The sequence below is a fragment of the Brevundimonas sp. genome (assembly GCF_965279155.1).
GTDB lineage: Bacteria > Pseudomonadota > Alphaproteobacteria > Caulobacterales > Caulobacteraceae > Brevundimonas.
In genome coordinates, this window is the sequence record NZ_OZ257138.1 from 454,078 (window position 1) to 473,389 (window position 19,312).

Annotated in this window: 22 protein-coding genes, 3 tRNA genes and 1 other RNA gene; 14 read left to right on the forward strand and 12 right to left on the reverse strand. The window is 64.3% G+C overall.

Features of this window, described 5'->3' with window-relative positions; translation table 11 throughout:
* Positions 1-146: 146 nt before the first annotated feature.
* Positions 147-1,721, forward strand: coding sequence for an amino acid permease (locus ACQY72_RS02225; protein ID WP_428155428.1), 1,575 nt, complete (start codon positions 147-149; stop codon positions 1,719-1,721).
* 88 nt (positions 1,722-1,809) lie between these two features.
* Here ACQY72_RS02225 and ACQY72_RS02230 read toward each other — a convergent pair.
* The 4 genes from ACQY72_RS02230 to ACQY72_RS02245 all read right to left on the reverse strand — a co-directional run bounded on the left by ACQY72_RS02230 (position 1,810) and on the right by ACQY72_RS02245 (position 3,086).
* A tRNA-Leu gene (locus tag ACQY72_RS02230) sits at positions 1,810-1,894 on the reverse strand.
* 48 nt (positions 1,895-1,942) lie between these two features.
* Positions 1,943-2,305 (reverse strand): hypothetical protein, encoded by a 363-nt coding sequence (locus ACQY72_RS02235; protein WP_428155430.1) that lies wholly within the window; start codon positions 2,303-2,305, stop codon positions 1,943-1,945.
* Positions 2,306-2,374: 69 nt separating this feature from the next.
* Positions 2,375-2,890 carry a Dps family protein gene (locus tag ACQY72_RS02240; protein WP_428155432.1) on the reverse strand — a complete coding sequence of 172 codons (516 nt, stop codon included), beginning with the start codon at positions 2,888-2,890 and terminating at the stop codon, positions 2,375-2,377.
* Positions 2,891-3,012: 122 nt separating this feature from the next.
* Positions 3,013-3,086 (reverse strand) — tRNA-Gln (locus tag ACQY72_RS02245).
* Between the two features lie 201 nt (positions 3,087-3,287).
* Between ACQY72_RS02245 and ACQY72_RS02250 the strand changes: the two genes are divergently transcribed.
* Positions 3,288-3,364, forward strand: a tRNA-Pro gene (locus tag ACQY72_RS02250).
* Between the two features lie 39 nt (positions 3,365-3,403).
* On the opposite strand, the gene ilvC is transcribed toward ACQY72_RS02250, so the two are convergent.
* On the reverse strand, positions 3,404-4,462 hold the full coding sequence (gene ilvC, locus ACQY72_RS02255; RefSeq protein ID WP_428155433.1) for a ketol-acid reductoisomerase: 1,059 nt from the start codon (positions 4,460-4,462) through the stop codon (positions 3,404-3,406).
* Between ilvC and ACQY72_RS02260 the strand changes: the two genes are divergently transcribed.
* From ACQY72_RS02260 to ACQY72_RS02275, 4 genes are all read left to right on the forward strand, one after another.
* Positions 4,461-5,003 (forward strand): DUF924 family protein, encoded by a 543-nt coding sequence (locus ACQY72_RS02260; RefSeq protein ID WP_428155435.1) that lies wholly within the window; start codon positions 4,461-4,463, stop codon positions 5,001-5,003. The two genes, ilvC and ACQY72_RS02260, sit on opposite strands and share 2 nt — an antisense overlap.
* A gap of 734 nt (positions 5,004-5,737) precedes the next feature.
* Positions 5,738-6,595 carry a thymidylate synthase gene (locus tag ACQY72_RS02265; protein ID WP_428156736.1) on the forward strand — a complete coding sequence of 286 codons (858 nt, stop codon included), beginning with the start codon at positions 5,738-5,740 and terminating at the stop codon, positions 6,593-6,595.
* Positions 6,592-7,443 carry a TIR domain-containing protein gene (locus ACQY72_RS02270; RefSeq protein WP_428155437.1) on the forward strand — a complete coding sequence of 284 codons (852 nt, stop codon included), beginning with the start codon at positions 6,592-6,594 and terminating at the stop codon, positions 7,441-7,443. The genes ACQY72_RS02265 and ACQY72_RS02270 overlap by 4 nt, the downstream gene beginning before the upstream one ends.
* Positions 7,440-7,733, forward strand: coding sequence for a phosphoribosyl-ATP pyrophosphohydrolase (locus tag ACQY72_RS02275; RefSeq protein ID WP_428155438.1), 294 nt, complete (start codon positions 7,440-7,442; stop codon positions 7,731-7,733). Before ACQY72_RS02270 ends, ACQY72_RS02275 begins: the two co-directional genes overlap by 4 nt.
* Before the next feature lie 20 nt (positions 7,734-7,753).
* Here ACQY72_RS02275 and ACQY72_RS02280 read toward each other — a convergent pair whose 3' ends face one another.
* A complete protein-coding gene (locus ACQY72_RS02280) occupies positions 7,754-8,338 on the reverse strand; it encodes a hypothetical protein (protein WP_428155440.1) in 585 nt (194 codons plus the stop codon).
* Positions 8,339-8,395: 57 nt separating this feature from the next.
* Between ACQY72_RS02280 and ACQY72_RS02285 the strand changes: the two genes are divergently transcribed.
* Positions 8,396-8,923 (forward strand): dihydrofolate reductase, encoded by a 528-nt coding sequence (locus tag ACQY72_RS02285; RefSeq protein WP_428155442.1) that lies wholly within the window; start codon positions 8,396-8,398, stop codon positions 8,921-8,923.
* A gap of 9 nt (positions 8,924-8,932) precedes the next feature.
* The gene (locus tag ACQY72_RS02290) at positions 8,933-9,253 is read left to right on the forward strand and encodes a YbjQ family protein (RefSeq protein WP_135195534.1); all 321 of its coding nucleotides are present in this window, start codon (positions 8,933-8,935) and stop codon (positions 9,251-9,253) included.
* A gap of 23 nt (positions 9,254-9,276) precedes the next feature.
* Here ACQY72_RS02290 and ACQY72_RS02295 read toward each other — a convergent pair whose 3' ends face one another.
* Together ACQY72_RS02295 and ACQY72_RS02300 are read right to left on the reverse strand one after the other, a co-directional pair.
* Positions 9,277-10,374 carry an NADH:flavin oxidoreductase gene (locus ACQY72_RS02295; RefSeq protein WP_428155444.1) on the reverse strand — a complete coding sequence of 366 codons (1,098 nt, stop codon included), beginning with the start codon at positions 10,372-10,374 and terminating at the stop codon, positions 9,277-9,279.
* A gap of 78 nt (positions 10,375-10,452) precedes the next feature.
* Positions 10,453-11,520, reverse strand: a complete 1,068-nt coding sequence (locus ACQY72_RS02300; protein ID WP_428155446.1) for an Mrp/NBP35 family ATP-binding protein — start codon at positions 11,518-11,520, stop codon at positions 10,453-10,455.
* A 74-nt stretch (positions 11,521-11,594) separates the two neighbouring features.
* On the opposite strand from ACQY72_RS02300, the gene miaA reads away from it, so the two are divergent.
* Positions 11,595-12,467, forward strand: coding sequence for a tRNA (adenosine(37)-N6)-dimethylallyltransferase MiaA (gene miaA / locus ACQY72_RS02305; RefSeq protein WP_428155448.1), 873 nt, complete (start codon positions 11,595-11,597; stop codon positions 12,465-12,467).
* Between the two features lie 10 nt (positions 12,468-12,477).
* Positions 12,478-12,846, forward strand: a transfer-messenger RNA (tmRNA) gene (gene ssrA / locus ACQY72_RS02310).
* Between the two features lie 7 nt (positions 12,847-12,853).
* Here ssrA and ACQY72_RS02315 read toward each other — a convergent pair.
* Positions 12,854-13,945, reverse strand: coding sequence for a sialidase family protein (locus tag ACQY72_RS02315; protein WP_428155450.1), 1,092 nt, complete (start codon positions 13,943-13,945; stop codon positions 12,854-12,856).
* A gap of 161 nt (positions 13,946-14,106) precedes the next feature.
* Between ACQY72_RS02315 and ACQY72_RS02320 the strand changes: the two genes are divergently transcribed.
* The gene (locus ACQY72_RS02320; protein ID WP_428155452.1) at positions 14,107-14,580 is read left to right on the forward strand and encodes an SspB family protein; all 474 of its coding nucleotides are present in this window, start codon (positions 14,107-14,109) and stop codon (positions 14,578-14,580) included.
* A gap of 6 nt (positions 14,581-14,586) precedes the next feature.
* Here ACQY72_RS02320 and ACQY72_RS02325 read toward each other — a convergent pair whose 3' ends face one another.
* Positions 14,587-14,946 (reverse strand): RusA family crossover junction endodeoxyribonuclease, encoded by a 360-nt coding sequence (locus tag ACQY72_RS02325; RefSeq protein ID WP_428155454.1) that lies wholly within the window; start codon positions 14,944-14,946, stop codon positions 14,587-14,589.
* Positions 14,947-15,053: 107 nt separating this feature from the next.
* On the opposite strand from ACQY72_RS02325, the gene fumC reads away from it, so the two are divergent.
* Positions 15,054-16,445 (forward strand): class II fumarate hydratase, encoded by a 1,392-nt coding sequence (gene fumC / locus ACQY72_RS02330; RefSeq protein ID WP_428155456.1) that lies wholly within the window; start codon positions 15,054-15,056, stop codon positions 16,443-16,445.
* A 4-nt stretch (positions 16,446-16,449) separates the two neighbouring features.
* The gene (locus ACQY72_RS02335; RefSeq protein WP_428155458.1) at positions 16,450-17,073 is read left to right on the forward strand and encodes an AAA family ATPase; all 624 of its coding nucleotides are present in this window, start codon (positions 16,450-16,452) and stop codon (positions 17,071-17,073) included.
* Positions 17,074-17,185: 112 nt separating this feature from the next.
* Here the strand turns inward: ACQY72_RS02335 and ACQY72_RS02340 are convergent, their stop codons facing one another.
* Together ACQY72_RS02340 and ACQY72_RS02345 are read right to left on the reverse strand one after the other, a co-directional pair.
* Positions 17,186-17,572: a YccF domain-containing protein gene (locus ACQY72_RS02340; protein WP_428155460.1), complete on the reverse strand. Its 387-nt coding sequence runs from the start codon at positions 17,570-17,572 to the stop codon at positions 17,186-17,188.
* 101 nt (positions 17,573-17,673) lie between these two features.
* Complete coding sequence (locus ACQY72_RS02345; protein ID WP_425983728.1) at positions 17,674-17,913, reverse strand: DUF2171 domain-containing protein; 240 nt, start codon at positions 17,911-17,913, stop codon at positions 17,674-17,676.
* Between the two features lie 151 nt (positions 17,914-18,064).
* Between ACQY72_RS02345 and ACQY72_RS02350 the strand changes: the two genes are divergently transcribed.
* On the forward strand, positions 18,065-19,312 hold the full coding sequence (locus ACQY72_RS02350; RefSeq protein ID WP_428155462.1) for a patatin-like phospholipase family protein: 1,248 nt from the start codon (positions 18,065-18,067) through the stop codon (positions 19,310-19,312).

Here is a 19,312-nt window from a genome sequence, read left to right on the forward strand (position 1 = left end):
GCCCCGCCTCTAGCCCGATGCACCCTGATCACGAAAGCGTCGTCACGCCTTAACCACCCCGTCATGCGCGTTGCGCGCCGCCTCATCCGTCGCTAGCGTCCGCCCCAAGCAGCCGAGGGGCTGTGTTAAAACCGTGGGGGTATTTTATGTGGCGCGTTAAGTCGCTCGACGCGATCCTTGCCACGGCCGAGAAGAAATCTCTTCATCGGTCGCTTGGTCCTATTCAACTGACGCTTCTGGGTATCGGCGCCATCATCGGCACCGGGATCTTCGTCCTGACGGCTGCGGCTTCGCAAAAAGCCGGCCCGGGCATGATGGTCAGCTTCGTCATCGCCGGCGCCGTCTGCGCCGTCGCGGCGCTCTGCTACTCCGAATTGGCGGCCATGGCCCCGGTCTCGGGCTCGGCCTACACCTATACCTACGCCGTGATGGGCGAACTGCTGGCCTGGACGGTCGGTTGGGCGCTGATTCTGGAATATGCCGTCGCCGCCGCCGCCGTGTCGGTCGGTTGGTCAGGCTATGTGCTGGGGCTCATAGAACAGGGGCTGGGGTTCAACTTCCCTGACCTTCTGTCCGCTGGACCGACCTGGGCCATGAACGGCTTCATCCCTACGCCCGATTTCTCGGCGGGGATCGTCAACATCCCGGCCATCGTCGTGGCCTTGCTGGTCACCGGTCTGCTGATGCTGGGGACTACGGAATCGGCGCGGGTCAACGCCGTTCTGGTGCTTATCAAGGTCGCCGCCCTGACCGTCTTCATCGTCATCACCCTGCCGGTGATCAAGACGGCCAACCTGTCGCCCTTCTCGCCCAACGGCATGTTCGGCGCATCTTCGGGCATGGGAATCGTCGGCGCCGCCGCCTCGATCTTCTTCGCCTATGTCGGCTTCGACGCCGTTTCGACGGCGGCCGAAGAGACCAAGAACCCGCAACGCAACGTGCCGATCGGCCTGATCGGCTCTCTCGCCATCTGCACCGTCTTCTATCTGCTGGTGGCCTTGGGCGCAGCGGGCGCCATCGGCGCTCAGCCGGTGCTCGGCGCGGCCGGCGAAGCCGTCCAACCCGGCTCGCCTGCCTTCGTCGCCGCTTGCGCCCTGCCTGCAAACGGCGAGATGCTGGTCTGCTCCAACGAAGCCCTGGCCCACGTCCTGCGCGTTATCGGCCATCCGCAGATCGGCAACGCCCTGGGCACCGCCGCCCTGCTGGCCCTGCCCTCGGTCATCCTGATGATGATCTATGGTCAGACCCGCATCTTCTTCGTGATGGCGCGTGACGGCCTGCTGCCCGAAGGCCTGACCAAGATCCACCCCAAGTGGAAGACGCCCTATATCGTGACGGCCTGCACCGGCGTGGCGGTGGCTATCGCCGCCGCCCTGTTCCCGGTCGGCCAACTGGCGGACATCTCGAACTCCGGCACCCTGTTCGCCTTCTTCATGGTGTCGCTGGCCGTGCTGATCCTTCGGGTCAAGGAACCGAACCGCAAGCGTCCGTTCCGCACGCCGCTGATCTGGGTGTTCGCGCCCTTGTCTGCCATGGGTTGCGCCTTCCTGTTCTGGAACCTGCCGCACGACGCCAAGATGGTGCTGCCGATCTGGGGCGGCATCGGCCTGGTGATCTACTTCCTGTATGGCTATCGTAAGAGCCATCTGGGTCGCGGCCTGATCGAGGTCCACGAGACCGACAGCGATGCACCGCCGCCGCCCGTCACGCCGACCAGCTGAGGCGACACTAACGGCCTCAAGCAGCCCGAAGGGCGATAGGCCCAACAATAAAGAAAAGGCCCCGGAGCGATCCGGGGCCTTTTTGCTTTGGTGCGGATGAGAGGACTCGAACCTCCACGCCTCTCGGCGCTAGAACCTAAATCTAGTGCGTCTACCAGTTCCGCCACATCCGCATGGGCAGGCCGTCGCCTCTAGAGGGTGACGACGGTCAGGGCAAGACCTCAGCGGCGCCCGGCGACCAGTTCGTTGCGAATGGACCGCCCCAGCGGATCGCGAGCCTGCCAAGTGTCGCCAACATCGGCCTCGACCACACGACTACAGAAGCGTGGCAGGATCTGGCGCGGGCTGAAGCCGCTCAGGCAGATCTTGTCCCCCTCGGCCGACCAGCGCGCATTCAGCCGCCGCCCGTCCGAGAACTGCGAGGTATAACGCCCGTCCGGTTCGAAATAGTGCCTGACCCACTGCCCGTTCGGATAGTGGGAGACGATCGTATTACCGAACGCCTTGGACATGTCGGCGGACGCGGGCGAGGCCGCCAGGGCGCTCGCCATCGCCAGTCCGCAGATCACAAAACCCTGCTTCACACGCCTCTCCTGCGCCGCCCCAGCATCGACTATCGACGATACATAAGACGACGCAAGCGAAGCGGTTCCTCAGACGTTGCCGCGACGGCCTGATTCGAACAGGAACCAGACGCGCTTCTCGCTTTCGTCGATCCAGTTCTCCAGCAGGCTGGCGGTGGCGATGTCGTTATGTTCGTCGCAGAGGTCGTGCACCTCGCGCATCCGAGCGATCAGCTCGCCGTTGTCGTCGCGAAGCTCGGCCAGCATGTCCAGAGGATCGACATAGTCGGCGTCATTGTCCGCGACGCGCGATTCCTTGGCGATCTGACCGATGGAGCGCAGCGTCGTGCCGCCGATCTTGCGCGCGCGCTCGGCCATCGGATCGGTCATGGCCAGGATTTCCGCCGACTGCTCGTCCAGCAGCAGGTGATAATCGCGGAAATGCGGCCCCGACACGTGCCAGTGGAAGTTCTTGGTCTTGATGTAGAGAGCGAATGTATCCGCCAGCATCGTGGTCAGCGCGGCCGAAATATCGCGTGTCGCCTCCTCCGACAGGCCAGTCGGCGTTCTCAGCGGCGCAAGGCGCTTCTCACGAGCGGTCACCATCGTCGTTCTCCTCAACAGTCTGCAGTCAAGCTAGGAAGCCGGGCATCCGAACGGAAGCCCTGATGCAGATCATAATGCTGAAGCTGTGAAGTGGTTCGGCTGCGCCGACCTTTGTCGGCGGATGGCTGGGGAACTAGGACTCGAACCTAGAATGACGGTACCAAAAACCGTAGTGTTACCATTACACCATTCCCCAGCAGGACCGGCGTTTCCGAAGCACTCTGTGCGGCGGAGGCGGTCAGATACGCCAAGCTGTTTTGGGATGCAACACCCTCGTTCAGGACTATTTTCGTGCACCGGGAAGATGGGGTGAAAAGGACGCTTGCGGCCTCCCGAACCCATGGCTATAAGCCGCGTCCTCACTTCGGGGCGACGCCGCCAGGCCCGCCCCCACGGTCGGAGTGTGGCTCAGCCTGGTAGAGCACTGCGTTCGGGACGCAGGGGTCGGAGGTTCGAATCCTCTCACTCCGACCATCTTCTCTTTAGAAATATCGAGGGCGCGACGGCGGGTTTTCACCCGCCGCCAATACTGTTTTCATCATCGTCGTTCGCCGCCGTCTCCATCGCCTGACGCGCCACGGCATTCAGATGCGCCCCCACCGATTCGATGGTCCGCAGCCCCAGCGCCTTGCGGCGTGCCAGCAGATCAGGCGACCCGGCGTCGTAATCCGCCATCAGCCGGCGCACGAAATCCCCGCCCTGAACCTCGGCCAGCACCTGATCCATCGCCTCACGCGACGCGGCGTTGATGATGCGCGGCCCCGTCAAATAGGCGCCGTATTCCGCCGTGTTGGAAATCTTGGCGAAGGCTCCGGCGATACCCCGTTCGTACATCAGGTCGGTCACCAGCTTGGTCTCATAGAAACATTCGAACCAAGCCACCTCGGGCGGATACCCGGCGTCCACCAGCTTCATGAAGGCCCCGTCGATCAGTTCGGCGATGCCGCCGCATAGCACCACCTGTTCGCCGAACAGGTCGCTTTCGCACTCGTCCCGCATCGTCGTTTCCAGAATGCCCTTGCGCCCGCACCCCAGCGCCGCCGCATAGGACAGGCCCAGGGCGTGTGCGCCGCCCGACGCGTCCTGATGCACCCCGAACAGGCAGAAGACCCCCTCCCCGGCCTCGTACAGGTCGCGGATGCGCGGACCGATCCCCTTGGGCGACGCCAGGATGACGTCCAGGTCTGCACGCGGCTGAACCAGGCCGAACCGGACCGACAGGCCGTGGGCGAAGATCAGGGCCGCTCCCGGCTTCACATTCGGCTCCAGCTCGTCGCGCCACAGGTCGCGGTGCGCCTCGTCCGAGGTCATGACGGCGATCACGTCGGCGTCGGCAGCGGCCTGGGCGGCCGTCATCACGTCGAACCCGTCGGCGCGGGCGATCTCACGGGTCTTCGACCCCGCCTTCAGACCCACGACGATGTCGGTCACGCCCGAATCGCGCAGGTTCAGCGCATGGGTGCGTCCCTGGCTGCCGTAACCGATCACGGCCACGCGCTTGCTGCGGATAATCGAAAGGTCGCAGTCGCGGTCATGGAAGACGGGCAACGGATTGGGTAAGGTCTGGCTCATGGCCGTCTTCATAACCCCTTCCTCCGTCGTCGCCTTCTGGAAAGAGGCCGGTCCCGAAAAGTGGTTCGCCAAGGACGAGGCGTTCGACGCGGATTTCCGCGACCGTGGTCGCGCGGTTCACTGGGCGGCGGCGCGGCGCGAACTGGACGATTGGATGGCGACGTCGGACGGCGCCCTCGCCCTGCTGATCCTGCTGGACCAGTATCCCAGGAACAGTTTCCGCGGCACGGCCCATCAGTTCGCGACCGACCCTCTGGCCCTGATGTTCGCCAATCAGGCCGTGGCGCGTGACCTTCATCTTCAGGTCGAGCCGGAATTGAAGAACTTCCTCCTGCTGCCCTTTGAACACTCCGAGCGGATCGAGGACCAGGACCGCTACATGACCCTGATCGCCGGCGACGAGGATCTGGAGAAATGGGGCAAGCTCCACCGCGACATCATCGTCCGCTTTGGCCGCTTCCCCCACCGCAACGCTGCTCTGGGCCGCGACACGACGACAGAGGAACAGACCTTCCTCGACGAAGGCGGTTTCGGCGGCTGAAACGCACCGTCTCCTCCCAAAGCCGCACAGGCGCCTCTCCCTCCCCTTCATGGGGAGGGACGATCGCGCAGCGATTCGGGTGGGCCGTAAGAGCGGGGGCAGGGCTTCACACGCCCCCACCCCGGCTACGCTCCGCTTCGCCGCCCCTCCCCATGAAAGGGAAGGAGAAACGCGCGCCAGCCATCACAATGACGCTGGTACATTCATAGCGATTTCAATCGCTTGCCGAATTATGTCACCCTTCTTCCATCCCCCCTCCGAAACCGGCGTATTCTACACCCGTCCCGCCGCCTGGAGGGCTCGCTTGGCCTGCGACCTTGCGGCGGCGGGAGCGGAGGGAACGGGAGCGGGGGTGAAACCCCTCCGCGCTGACATCGACTCATGGAGCGGTGTCGGAGGGTCGAGGGGGATACTCGATCGCACTCGGGACGGGGTTCGCAGACCCCGCCGACCCGTCGCAGGCTTATGGGGTTAGGCGATAAGACCGCCACCGCTCGACGCCCCGAGCTTGCAGGCCAACCACCCGCGCGGAGCGTCATACCCTTCGTCGAAACGGTACTCACAAACTCACACTCCGGGCGAAGGCCCGGCGCTCCGCCCAGCCCTCCACCAACTTCGTAGCGAAAGAGCGAGGACGATCACCCATGTCTAGCCGAATCAATTCCTGTGGACGACGCCGATTTGCCACGACTCAGAATCGAATTCTGAGGCACCTTGAACCCATGACCGTCCAGATGATCCATGCCACGCTTCGGGCCGACGTCCAGGCCCGCATCGCCGCCGCGCCCGCCGATCATCCCGAGCGGCAGTATCTGAACCTGCTGCGCGACATCCTGGACAATGGCGTGCGTCGCGACGACCGCACCGGCACCGGCACCCTGGGCGTCTTCGGCCGCCAGATGCGGTTCGACCTGTCCAAGGGTTTTCCCGTCCTGACGACCAAGAAGCTGCATCTGCGCTCCATCATCGTCGAACTGCTGTGGTTCCTGCGCGGCGAGACCAACATCGCCTATCTGAAGGACAACGGCGTCCGCATCTGGGACGAATGGGCCGACGCCGACGGCGAGCTGGGTCCGGTATACGGCAAGCAGTGGCGCTCATGGACCGCCCCCGACGGCCGCGTCATCGACCAGATCGAGAAACTGGTCCACGGCCTGAAGACCAATCCCAACAGCCGCCGCCACATCGTCACCGCCTGGAACCCGGCAGACGTCGACGACATGGCCCTGCCGCCCTGTCACTGCCTGTTCCAGTTCTTCGTCGCGGATGGAAAACTGAGCTGCCAGCTGTATCAGCGCAGCGCCGACGTCTTCCTGGGCGTGCCGTTCAACATCGCTTCCTACGCCCTGCTGACCATGATGCTGGCCCAGGTCGTGGGGCTGGAGCCGGGCGACTTCGTCCACACCTTCGGCGACGCCCACCTGTATCTGAACCACCTGGAACAGGCCGAACTCCAGCTGACCCGCGAGCCCCTGCCCCTGCCGGTCATGCAAATCGCCCCCAAGACCGACCTGTTCGGCTTCGACCTGCCCGACTTCACGCTCGACGGCTACGAAGCCTGGCCGCACATCAAGGCGGCCGTATCTAAGTGATACGCAAGCCGTCACTTTTCATCGGGTCGTCTGCTGAGGGACTGGATGTCGCATACGCTATTCAGGAAAATCTGGAGTTCGACTGCGAACCTACGGTTTGGTCGCAGGGCGTCTTTCAGCCCAGTACCGCTTCCCTAGCCGATCTCTTTGCATATAGCGGACGAGTTGAGTTCGCCATATTTGTCTTTACTCCCGATGATGTCATTGAAATGCGAGGCAAAAGGTTTGCAGCGGCGCGTGACAACGTTATCTTTGAGCTTGGGCTCTTCGTTGGCGCTCTTGGACCTGCTCGATGCTTTTATGTGGTTCCACATGGGGCCGATCTTCATCTTCCGTCAGACCTGATTGGAGTTGAACCTCTTCGCTACGTTTCAGACCGAGCGGACGGAAACCTACAAGCGGCTTTAGGCCCTGCGTCAAACCGAGTCCGTCAGGCACTTCGATCAATTACCCCGCCGATCAATCATCCTGTCAGCGGTAAACCGCGGTTGGCGACGCCGATTGAGTTGGCGGCGCTGCTTCAAGAACAGTGGAACTCTTCTCCACTCATGGAAATGCGGAACGCATTCAGGTCGGGGATATCCGCCCACATGTCAGAAGACGTGATAGGCGAAGAAGCTAAAATGGTATCCCAAATCTACCAATTTCTTAATAGCGTAGCTGATGGAGTTCTAACCGGCTCTGTCGATGAACCTCTAGCGCGGCAATATTTTAGCGAACCGATGACGGCTGTGTGGACTTTGGCATATAATTATTTTGTGCCCATGGGCGCCGATCCAGAAGAGGCATGGCAACCTCTTCCGCCGCTTGCTCAACTGGTTCGAGCTTGGCACCAAAACCTCGCATGAACCTCTCCGACTTAACCGCCTCGGTCCTGCGCATCTCCGACATCTACGCCGCCGAACACGACATCAACCGCGACCGGGATTGGGCGCTGCTGAAGCTTCAGGAGGAGCTGGGCGAGCTGACGGCCGAGCATCTGAGCCTGACCGGCCGCGCGCGGGGCACGCCCGACGCCCAGGCGCTGGGCGACGAGGCGGCGGACGTGCATGGCATGCTGCTGATCTACTGCGCCCGGGCTGGCGTCGATCTGAATCAGGCCATGCAGCGCAAATGGCTGAAGTGGCTGGAGCCCTAAACCGAGGTCGTGGCCGGGGCCTAAGCCTCCGGTGCGATCATGATCATCGGCTTCAGACGCTGGATCAGGGCGTCGTCGCTCTCAATGCGTTCGACCACGATCCGGTTCTTCATCATGCCCATCTGCATCGTGGCGCGAAAGGCGATCACATCGCCGGGCGCAGCGATAAAGCCCTCCAAAGTCGGCTTGTTCTGTTTGCCAGCCAGACCGCCGAACGCCATCGACAGCTGGTGGCCGCCCGGCGAGACCGAAATGGCGGTGAAACGCGGGCTCTTCAGCTGGGCCACGAACTGATCGTCCACCGACAGGTCCATGCCCGCCGCCTTGCCCACGAAGCCTTCGCGATAAACGATCAGTAGCGCCTGTCCCGGTTCGGGCCGTGACTCCAGAACCGCCCGCTTCTGCTCCGGCGTCGCCGCCTTGCCTAGCTTGGTGCCCGCCAGATTGGCCATGATATAGGCCGTGAATATACCCAGGAAGGCTCCGACAATCATCGGCAGATAGCCGGCGTCCGCGCCTGCGGATGAGAAAAAGAACGTCAGACCGCCGCTGACGACGACTGCGACGAGGAAACCGACGACGATGGCGGGGATGTACTTGCTCATGACGGGGCTCGCGTCCATTGGATGGGCCACCTCAACGCATCGATACGGTCAAGGTTCTTGCCCCAGCCCATAATTTCTCTGGTCGTCGCTCGCGGAGGCAACGGCGTCATAGGCCGCGACGGCGATTTGCCCTGGCGGCTGCGCTCTGACCTGCAACGGTTCAAGGCCATCACCGTGGGCAAGCCCTGCCTGATGGGCCGCAAGACCTGGGAGAGCCTGCCGCTCAAACCCCTGCCCGGCCGGCTCAACATGGTGCTGACGCGCGACGAATCCTACGAAACCGACGGCATGTCCAAGGGCGCGCTGGTCTGCGCCACTCTGGACGAAGCCATCGAGATCGGGCGCGAGACGGCCGAGGAAGACGGCGTGGATGAGATCTGCGTCATTGGCGGCACGGCCCTGTTCGAGGCCGCCCTGCCCCGCGCCAGACGCCTCTACATCACCGAGGTCGAGGCTTCGCCCGATGGCGACGCGGTCTTCCCCGCGTTCGACGAAACGGCCTGGATCGAGGTATCGTCGGAATCACACCCGGCGGGCGAGAAGGACGATCACGCTTTCATCTTCCGTGTGCTTGAACGCCGCTAGGGAACACAGATGTACGTCACCACCACCAACGACCTGCCCGGCTTTCGCATCACCCGCCATATCGGCCTGGTGCGCGGCGTGACGGTGCGGTCGCGCAACGCCATCTCCGACGCCATTGGCGGGGTGCAGTCCATGCTGGGCGGCCGGGTCGGCGCCTATGTGAAACTGGCCGAGGCCGGGCGTCAGGAAGCCTATGACGAACTGGTCAAACACGCGACGGAGCACGGCGCCAACGCCATCCTGGCCGTCCGCTACGACGCCACCGAGATCATGCCGGGCGTGACCGAGGTGCTGTGCTACGGCACGGGCGTGATCGTCGAGCCGGCATAACCGGCTGGCTCGACGTCATTCGCTCAGGACAGGGTCATCAGGTCGGCGCGATCGAAGTTGCGCAGTTCGTCCGAACGGCCCTCGCGGATCTTGTTGACCCATTGAGGGTCGGCCAGCAGGGCGCGGCCCACGGCGACCAGATCGAACTCCTCGTTCTCCAGTCGACGCAGCAGGCCGTCCAGCGATGCGGGCTTCGAACCCTCGCCGCCGAAGGCCGCGATGAACTCGCCGTCCAGACCGACCGAGCCGACGGTGATGGTCGGCTTGTTCATCAGCTTCTTGGTCCAGCCGGCGAAGTTCAGGTCCGAACCCTCGAACTCCGGCTCCCAGAAGCGGCGCTGCGAACAGTGGAAGACATCGACGCCGGCGTCCGACAGCGGCGTCAGCCATTCGACCATCTGGTCCGGCGTCTCGGCGATGCGGGCGGTGTAATCCTGAAGCTTCCACTGTGACAGGCGCAGGATGACGGGGATGTCGTCGCCGACGCCTTCGCGCACCGCCTTGACCACCTCCGCGCCGAAACGGGCGCGGTCGGCGATGGTCGGCCCGCCCCAGCGGTCTTCGCGGGCGTTCAGGCCGCCCCAGAAGAACTGATCGATCAGATAGCCATGCGCGCCGTGGATCTCGACGGCGTCGAAGCCCAGTTCGCGGGCGGCGCGGGCCGAACGGCCGAAGGCGGCGATGGTGTCGGCGACGTCCTCTTCAGTCATCGGCTCGAACTTGGCCTTGCCCGGCGCAGTCATGCCCGACGGACTATCGACCTTGCCCAGCGGGGTCCAATCGTCACCGCGTCCCCGCGCCGATCCCACGTGCCAGATTTGCGGGGCGATCAGACCGCCGGCCGCATGGACCTCGTCCACCACAGACTTCCACTCCGGCAAGGCCTCGCCATGAAAGACCGGCACTGCGGCGTCGTTGCGCGCCGCCGGCCGTTCGACGACCGTCCCCTCAGTTAGGATCAGGCCCACGCCACCCTCGGCACGACGGCGGTAGTAGGCGGCGACACCGGACGTCGGGATGCCGTTGGGCGAAAAGGACCGCGTCATGGGCGCCATGACGATGCGGTTGGGCAGGGTCAGCCCTTTGATGGTGAATGGGCTGAACAGGGCGTCGACGCTCATCTGATCTCCTTGGGTATCAGTAAGACCCAAGGTGGCGAATAGGGTTGCGTTTGAGAACCCCGCCCTCGCAGATATTTTCTAAAGGTCGAGAGCAGCCGCGATACGGCCAGCTATGGCGGCAAATCTCGCGGCGATGTCTCCTAACGGATCGACGGCGACGGGCGGACGGCCTGAATCCCCGCCTTCGCGCAGCGCGGCATCCAGCGACAGATCGCCTAGGAACGGGATCGACAGGCGTTCGGCCTCAGCCTTCGCTCCGCCCTGACCGAAGATCGGCCCGCTCATGTTCTCGATCAGGCCCAGCGTCGGCACGTTGACCCTCTGAAACAGCGTATGGGCGCGCCGCGCGTCGGCCAGAGCCACCTCTTGAGGAGTCGAGACGATGACGGCCCCGTCCAGCGGCGTCTTCTGGATCAGGGTCAGTTGCACGTCGCCTGTGCCCGGCGGTAGATCGACCACCAGCACGTCCAGCGGCGCCTCTTCAGTCCCCCAGCGAGTCTGGGTCAGCATCTGGGTGATGGCTTGCGACGCCATGGGGCCGCGCCAGATCATGGCGTCGTCCATCTTGGTCAGCAGACCGACCGACATGGCCTTCAGCCCATGCGCCACATGCGGCACGATAGCGCCGTCCTCATAGGCCGGCTGGCCGCTGATCCCCAGCATGGTCGGCAGCGACGGCCCATAGACATCGGCGTCCAGAATGCCGACCGACAGCCCGCGCGCCGCCAGCGCCGCCGCCAGATTGACCGCGACCGTGGACTTGCCCACCCCGCCCTTTCCACTGGCGACGGCCAGGACACGACGGACATGAGCCGGGCGATCGGTCGGGACCGGGGCCTTGGCCCGCCCCTGATCGACCGCCGCCTTGGACAGGCCGGCGGTGCGCGGCGCAGCAGCGGGCTTGGTCTCGGCGGTCAGGATGACGGAGACGCGCGCCATGCCGGGCAGCGCCTTCAGCGCCGCCTCTGCCGCATCGCGAACGGGGGCATAGGCGGCGGCCTGGCTGCGATCCACTTCCAGCGCGAAACCCGCACGGTCGTCGGCCACCACCAGCCCCTGAACCAGACCGGCGGCGACCAGCCCCTGACCGGAAACCGGGTCGATGACGGCGTCGAGGGCGGCGATGACGGCGGTGCGTTCGACCAAGGCGGTCTCCAGAAGACTTGCAGGCGATGATGCGCGCGTTCTATCGCCCTCGAACCCGTCCCGCGAGCCACGATTTGTCCCAGCCGCCCTCAATCACTCTGATCGCCGGCTCGACAGCCTCGGGCAAATCGGCGCTCGCGCTGAAGATGGCGCGTGAAACCGGCGCCGTGATCATCAATGCGGACAGCCAGCAGCTTTACGCCGACCTGCGCATCCTGACGGCGCGGCCTTCCGTTGAGGACGAGGCTCAGGCCGAGCATCGCCTTTACGGCGTCGCCGATGCGGCCGACGCCTGGTCGGTCGGGCGCTGGAGCCGTGCGGCTTTGGACATAATCGACGAACTTCGCGCGGACGGGCGTTCGGCGATCCTCGTCGGAGGCACCGGGCTGTACTTCATGAGCCTCACTCGGGGCTTGGCGGACATTCCCCCCGTCCCTCTGGCGACGCGTGACGCAGTCGAGGCGGAATATGCAATCGAGGGCGAGACGGCCTTCCGTGCGCGACTGGCCCAAGCCGATCCTGATGCTGCGCGCGCCATCGAAAGGGGCGACCGGCAAAGATTGGTGCGGGCCATGAGCGTCTTCTCTGCCAGCGGCCGATCGCTCAGCGACTGGAAGGCCGATACGAAACCCCTGCTGCCATACGGGTCCTGGACCGGACGGGTCGTGGAACCAGACAGGCCGCGCCTCTATCAGAACTGTGACGCTCGCGTGGACCTGATGGTTGAACAGGGAGCGGTGGATGAGGTCGCCGCCTTGTCCGCGCGCGGTCTATCCGACAGCCTGCCTGCGATGAAAGCCGTCGGCGTGCGTGAACTGGCGACCTATCTGACTGGAGAACTGACGCGTGACGACGCCGTCGCCGCTTTGAAACAGGCCACGCGGAACTACGCCAAACGCCAGTTGACCTGGTTTCGTCAACAGACGCCGGACTGGCCGCGCGTCTGACTTGAAAGCGGCGCTTGGAATGCATCCAGTCAGCGCCTATATTGGCCCTGTCCGGTTTCGGCCGGACTATAGCGATAAACGCGCTTGTAATAAGCGGACCGGACCCGGGTGCGATTCCCGGCGGCTCCACCAAACTTTCTCCCCGCGTTATCGGCGGAGGCAGCATGGGGCCGACTAGCATCGACGGACGTGTAAAGAGGATTGCTTTCGCTCGTCCTGGCCCACCGTATCGGGCCATTTTCTAACTGCGAACGATAACTTCGCTGGAGAAGTCGCTCTCGCCGCGTAATGCGGTTCGGGTGATTTCGAATCTTAAGTCCTAGGGGTTCAGATCCTTGGGCGGGGCCTGTCGGGAGCCTGGCAACAGAATCCCGGCGCTTTCCCCCTTATTCCAGTTTCGATGGATCGATCACCGCGTGGCTTATGCGTCGGCGGTCATGCGTCCAGGTCGCGTGGACACGGCCGTCCGCCGCCTGGATGATCGCGGGATAGGCATAGCCGGCCGAAACCGGCTCCGTCTCCAGCGTCAGAACATTGCGCCAGGCGACGCCGTCATCGGAGAGAGCGAGGTTCAGCGGCCAGCGCGGTCCCTTTCCGGGCGTCTCGGGCGCATGGGCGGCGTGATTGTAAATCAGCAGATGACGCCCATCCTTCAGCGTGACCGCATCCGTTCCAGAGTTAGGATTAGGCAGATCGACGGCGCCGAGCGGGCTCCAGGTTCGGCCGCTGTCTCGCGACCATGTCGAAGCCAGCGCGCCCTGTCGCGTGCGAGCTACCGCTTGAAGCCGCCCGCCTTCATGCAGCAGCACGCTGGGCTGGATGGCGTCGATGTTCAGCGGCGATTGGACCGGCTCGGTCAGGCTCCAGGATCGCCCCTGATCACGACTTATCTCGAAATGAAGCCGCCAGTTCGCTCCAACATGGCTGCCCATACCCTCGCCTGCTTCCGTGCTGGATGGCGAGATCCAGGCGCCGTCGGCCATGACGACCGGCTTGTTCTTGATCGGCCCCAACACGCCGTCGGACAGCCGTCGCGGCATGGACCACGTCCGGCCGCCATCCTGCGATTCGATCACCATGCCCCACCAAGAGAAGGGATCAGGTCCCACCTTGTAGAACAGGATCAAAGTCCCGCCCGGTGATTGAAACAGCACCGAGTTCCAGGTCGGATGGCGCATGCCGTCCGCTTGCACGCCATCCGCCACCTGGATCGGCTGTCCCCAGCTCCCGCCATTCAGACGCGCGAACCAGATGCAGACGTCGGGATGTTTCTCGTGCGTACCGCCGAACCAGGCGGCCGCAATGGCGCCGTCGGCGACCTGAACAACGGTCGAGGCGTGGGCCTGGGGATAAGGCGCGTCATCATAGATGAAGCCGGACGACAGGATCGCATGGACCGGGGCGCGAACCGCCGCATTCGCCACGCACGGCGACGCCAGAACCGCGCCGGCGCCGATGCCCAGGAATCGTCTGGTCACATCCATAAGTTCGCCCCTCTCGCGCCATGAAGCGGGGCATGCCGCCTCGCCGAACGGCACAATGGCGCCGATAGTCGAATAATGGGATGCGGTTTAGCGTCCTCGCATCTTTCGCCGGGACGCTTGGCCCGCTATCAGTCGCGCTCTGTTGCGAGGTGACGATGAGCGACCAAGCCCCACCGGTCGATGAGATGCATTACGAGCAGCTGGCGCAAGAGGCGCTTCGCGGCGTTGTGCGCGCGGCTCTGGAACGGGTGCTGGCCGAAGGTCTGCCCGGCGTGCATCACTTCTATATCACCTTCAAGACTCGCGCCGTGGGCGTCAGCGTCGCGCCCGACATCCTGGCGAAATACCCCGAAGAGATGACGGTCGTGCTGCAGCATCAGTATGACGACCTGCGCGTCGAGCCCGAGCGTTTCTCGGTCAAGCTGCGTTTCGGCGGCATGCCCAAGAGCCTGGTGATCCCCTATTCGGCGGTCACGCGGTTCTATGATCCCAGCGTGCAGTTCCTGCTGCAGTTCGAGGACCCGCAGCTTCTGGAAGAGATCGAGGAAGAGCCGACCCCGCCGCAGGACACCGACCCGTCCTCGGAAGGCCCTAAGGTCGTGTCGCTGGACCAGTTCCGCAAAAAATAACCGCCGTCAGTCGCGGCGAGGATAGGAGCGGATCGTGATCCGCTCTCTTTCGCCTTCGCGCCGTTCGACCAGCAACCGCGCGACCTGAGCGTCGTCGTGAAACAGATAGCCCTTGATGGAATCAAGCAGGGCCTTGGCCAGGTTGTCCAGATCCATCCACGGCGGCTCGCCGACATGCTCCATGCGGATCTCGACGACATGGTCGCCCCAGGACGGCCGCGCACCGCGCCATTCCTTGCGCATGAACTCATAGACCAGCGGCTTGTAGTATTTGGCCTGGGTGGTCAGGCCGTCGATGACGATCTCGACCGCATCGCCGTCCTCCCGCGCCCGGACCTTGCCGGTCCCGATCCAGCCGGCGGTCATGCGGCGCCTGCCGGTCTGAGGATGTCTGCGCTCGTCTTGTCCTGCATGGCTCTCGTGCTACACCGCCGCGCAACCCATCGCCACGCCTGAGAGACGAGATTCCGCGCATGAGCAACGTCCGTACCGAAACCGACACCTTCGGCCCCATCGAAGTCGCCGCCGATCGCTACTGGGGCGCCCAGGCGCAACGGTCGCTGGGCAACTTCAAGATCGGCTGGGAGAAACAGCCCCTGCCGATCGTGCGCGCCCTGGGTATCGTCAAACGCGCCGCCGCAGAGACCAATCGCGATCTGGGCAAGCTGGACCCGGCCCTGGCCGACGCCATCGTCAAGGCCGCCAACGAGGTGATCGAGGGCAAGCTGAACGCCCACTTCCCGCTGGTCGTCTGGCAGACGGGCTCGGGCACCCAGTCGAACATGAACGCCAACGAGGTGATCTCGAACCGCGCCATCGAGATCCTGGGCGGCGAAATGGGCTCCAAGAAGCCCGTCCACCCCAACGACCATGTCAACATGAGCCAGTCGTCAAACGACACCTATCCGACGGCCATGCACGTGGCCTGCGCCGAACAGGTGGTCAACGACCTGATCCCGGCGCTGAAACACCTGCACGCCTCCCTGGACGCCAAGGCCAAGGCCTGGGCCCACATCATCAAGATCGGCCGCACCCACACCCAGGACGCCACGCCCCTGACGCTGGGCCAGGAATTCGGCGGCTATGCCCAACAGGTCGCCAACGGCATCGAGCGGATCGAACAGACCCTGCCCAAGCTGATGGAACTGGCCCAGGGCGGCACCGCCGTCGGCACCGGTCTGAACGCTCCCATCGGCTTCGCCGAAAAGGTCGCGGCCCAGATCGCCGAGATCACCGGTCTGGACTTCACCACGGCGCCGAACAAGTTCGAGGCCCTTGCCGCCCATGACGCCATGGTCTTCAGCCACGGCGCGATCAACACGGTCGCCGCCTCGCTGTTCAAGATCGCCAACGATATCCGCTTCCTGGGCTCCGGCCCGCGTTCGGGCCTGGGCGAACTGGCCCTGCCGGAGAACGAGCCGGGCTCGTCGATCATGCCGGGCAAGGTCAACCCGACCCAGTGCGAGGCCCTGACCCAGGTCTGCGTCCAGGTGTTCGGCAACAACGCCGCAATCACCTTCGCCGGCTCGCAGGGGCATTTCGAGCTTAACGTCTACAACCCCGTCATGGCCTACAACTTCCTGCAGTCCGTGCGCCTGGTCGCCGATGCGGCCATCAGCTTCACCGACAACTGCGTCGTCGGCATAGAGGCCCGCGAGGACAATATCGCGCGCGGCCTGAACAACTCGCTGATGCTGGTCACGGCCCTGAACGGCAAGCTGGGCTATGATCTTTGCGCCAAGATCGCCAAGACCGCGCACAAGAACGGTACTACCTTGCGCGAGGAGGCCGTCGGCGGCGGCTATCTGACCGACGCCGAGTTCGACGAGGCGGTGCGGCCCGAGAAGATGATCTCGCCGGGCTGACATCATGACCGCGCTGGAGCGTCCCTACTGGATCGAAGCCATCTTCGAGCGCCGAGACGGCTGGGACGCCAAGGCCTATCCCTTCAATCTGCCCGCCGTGCGCAGCCTGGATCGGCTGGCCTTCCACCCCAGCGTCACCTTTCTGGTCGGCGAGAACGGGTCGGGGAAATCCACGCTGATCGAGGCGCTCGCGGTGGCGTGGGGTTTCAATGCCGAAGGCGGCGGTCGGGAGCATCAGTTCCAGACTCGCACCTCGCATTCGCCGCTGCACCGGTTCGTGCGTCCGGTGCGGTCGCCGCAGCGTGTTCAGGACGGCTTTTTCCTGAGGGCCGAGAGCTTCTTCACGACGGCCAGCTATCTGGAAGATCACGGCGCCGACCGTTTCGGCGACAAGCCGCTGCATGAGCAATCGCATGGCGAAAGCTTCTTCGCCCTGTTCGACAATCGCTTCATCGGCGACGGCCTCTATATCCTGGACGAACCCGAGGCCGCCCTGTCACCCAGCCGCCAGCTATCCTTCCTCAGCCGGTTGCACGAGCTGGTGAACGCCCGGTCGCAACTGATCATCGCCACCCACTCCCCCATCCTGCTCGGCTACCCCAACGCCTGGATCTATCAGGTGTCGTAGCATGGGCTTGAACGGGTCGAGTACGAGGACACCGACCATTATCAAGTCACGCGCAACTTCCTGACGCGGCGCGAGATGATGCTTGAGATCCTGCTGGACCTCGACTGACCCGTCAGACCTTGTCGCGGATTGTACGGCCGACCGGCGCCAGCGCCAGCTTGGCCAGTTCCAGGTCCTTCAGGGCAAAGGGAATGCCGATGATGGAGACGAACTCCGCCACCGCGATGATCAGATGCGTCAGCGCAATGTACCAGCCGGCGACGACGAACCAGACAATGTTCAGCACGACGCCCAGGCAACCTGCCACCGGATGCGCCTCCTGCCACACGACCTCGCGACCGAAGGGCCAGAACGAATAGCTGGCGATGCGCCACGCCGCGAACGTCCACGGCAAGCCGACGACGGTCAGCGCCAGGATGGCTCCACCGACCAGCCACAGCAGGCCGGAAATCCAGCCGCCGAAGATGAGCCAAAGGATATTGAGGATCAGGCGGATCAAGGTCGAAGCTCCAGCGTCGCCTCATGCGACGTCTCCCAGATAGCGATAAGGCCCCGCTTATGCAGCGGGGCCTTGGGTGAATTCGCGTTAAGTCGCCGTGATCAGTGCGGCTTTTCCGACCAGCGCGCCTTGGCGTCTTCCTGGGTCAGGTTCAGGTGGACGTGCTTGTCATCGACCTTCTCGACCCAACTGACCGGGATCAGGTGGTGTTTGAAGCCGCCAGCGAAGTCCAGCTTGGCCAGCTCGATCTGGTCGCCCAGGACGTGATCGACACGCCCCACATGACCGCCGTCCGAGCCTACGACTTCGAGATGTTCCTTGATGAGCGAAACGTCGACCATGTCTGTCTCCAACAGTTCGGTTTGTCCTGCCGGTGAGAACACGCGGCGTCAGGCCGGGTTTCAAACGGCGACGCTTGTTCTCTGATGTGGTGACAGGCGCCGCCCCGACGCGGTAGAGAGCACGTCTCCAGACAAGGTTGGAAACAAGCGCATGCGGCGGATCGGATCGGGCCTGTTCGGCATCGTCATGGCCCTGGCGCTCGCGGCGTGCGGCACGCTTGATCGGCCGACCGGCCCGCTCAGGATCACCGACGGCACGCTGGTCAAGGCCGAGGACCCGCGCATCCGCGCCAACGACACCGCGCGACTGCAGGCCTTCACCCGAGAAATCGGCGAACGGTTGCGGCCGGATCATCCGACCTCGATCTTGGCCCTGTCCGGCGGTGGCGCCAACGGGGCCTACGGGGCCGGGCTGCTGGTCGGCTGGACCCAACAGGGCGACCGGCCTGTGTTCGATGTCGTCACGGGGGTCAGCACCGGCGCCCTTGCGGCTCCCTTCGCCTTCCTGGGCTCGGAATGGGATGACGAGCTTCAGCACGCCTACACCAGCGGCGGGGCCAGCAACCTGCTGAGCTGGCGCAGTTTCGCCGCCTTCCTGAACCCCAGCCTGTTCTCGTCGCAGGCCTTGCGCAATCTGGTGGACGAAAACGTCACGCCCGAACTGATGCAGGCCGTCGCACGCGAAAACGCCAAGGGCCGTCGCCTGCTGGTCGCCACGACGGACCTGGACAGCGAGCAGACCGTCATCTGGGACATGGGCCTGCTGGCCGCCCAGGGCGACGACAATGCCCGCGAACTGTTCAAGGAGGTTCTGGTCGCGTCCGCCAGCATTCCCGGTGTCTTCCCGCCCGTGCTGATCGCGGGGCTTCAGGACGATGACAAGGTCGTACTGGAAATGCACGTCGACGGCGGGGTCAACACGCCCTTCCTCGCCATCCCCGAAGACCTGATGCTCTGGACTCGGCCTAAGGACGAAGGTCGCGTCGGCGCGCTCTATGTGATCGTCAACGGTCAGGTCGGGCGGAACGATGGCGTCACGCCCGGCCGCCTGTCCGGCATCCTGGCGCGGACCTATGACAGCATGAGCAAGTCGTCGCTGCGCATCCATCTGGCGGTGACGGCGGCCTTCGCGAGGCGCAACGGCCTGGACATGGCCCTGTCGGCCATTCCCGACAATGTCGCCGCCTCAAGCCTGAAGTTCGACCAGGAGACCATGACGGCCATGTTCGAACTGGGTCGTCAGCGCGGGCTCGGCCCCGACGCCTGGACCCGGCTGGGCGAGCGTCCGGCCAACCAGCCCTTCATCCCCCAGACGACCATCTCGGACTCGCAGGTGCCGGCGGTCCTGGCGCCGCCGCCCACGCCGGCAGAAACGCCGGCAGAGCCGCCGAAGAACTGA

Excerpts from the sequence above, each read along its gene's own strand:
- ACQY72_RS02225 (WP_428155428.1), top strand. The coding sequence starts at position 147 with ATGTGGCGCGTTAAGTCGCTCGACGCGATCCTTGCCACGGCCGAGAAG.
- ACQY72_RS02240 (WP_428155432.1), bottom strand. The coding sequence starts at position 2,890 with ATGGTGACCGCTCGTGAGAAGCGCCTTGCGCCGCTGAGAACGCCGACT.
- ACQY72_RS02260 (WP_428155435.1), top strand. The coding sequence starts at position 4,461 with ATGGCCGTCTTCATAACCCCTTCCTCCGTCGTCGCCTTCTGGAAAGAG.
- ilvC (WP_428155433.1), bottom strand. The coding sequence starts at position 4,462 with ATGAGCCAGACCTTACCCAATCCGTTGCCCGTCTTCCATGACCGCGAC.
- ACQY72_RS02265 (WP_428156736.1), top strand. The coding sequence starts at position 5,738 with ATGATCCATGCCACGCTTCGGGCCGACGTCCAGGCCCGCATCGCCGCC.
- ACQY72_RS02275 (WP_428155438.1), top strand. The coding sequence starts at position 7,440 with ATGAACCTCTCCGACTTAACCGCCTCGGTCCTGCGCATCTCCGACATC.
- ACQY72_RS02280 (WP_428155440.1), bottom strand. The coding sequence starts at position 8,338 with ATGAGCAAGTACATCCCCGCCATCGTCGTCGGTTTCCTCGTCGCAGTC.
- ACQY72_RS02290 (WP_135195534.1), top strand. The coding sequence starts at position 8,933 with ATGTACGTCACCACCACCAACGACCTGCCCGGCTTTCGCATCACCCGC.
- ACQY72_RS02295 (WP_428155444.1), bottom strand. The coding sequence starts at position 10,374 with ATGAGCGTCGACGCCCTGTTCAGCCCATTCACCATCAAAGGGCTGACC.
- ACQY72_RS02320 (WP_428155452.1), top strand. The coding sequence starts at position 14,107 with ATGAGCGACCAAGCCCCACCGGTCGATGAGATGCATTACGAGCAGCTG.
- ACQY72_RS02325 (WP_428155454.1), bottom strand. The coding sequence starts at position 14,946 with ATGACCGCCGGCTGGATCGGGACCGGCAAGGTCCGGGCGCGGGAGGAC.
- fumC (WP_428155456.1), top strand. The coding sequence starts at position 15,054 with ATGAGCAACGTCCGTACCGAAACCGACACCTTCGGCCCCATCGAAGTC.
- ACQY72_RS02335 (WP_428155458.1), top strand. The coding sequence starts at position 16,450 with ATGACCGCGCTGGAGCGTCCCTACTGGATCGAAGCCATCTTCGAGCGC.
- ACQY72_RS02345 (WP_425983728.1), bottom strand. The coding sequence starts at position 17,913 with ATGGTCGACGTTTCGCTCATCAAGGAACATCTCGAAGTCGTAGGCTCG.
- ACQY72_RS02350 (WP_428155462.1), top strand. The coding sequence starts at position 18,065 with ATGCGGCGGATCGGATCGGGCCTGTTCGGCATCGTCATGGCCCTGGCG.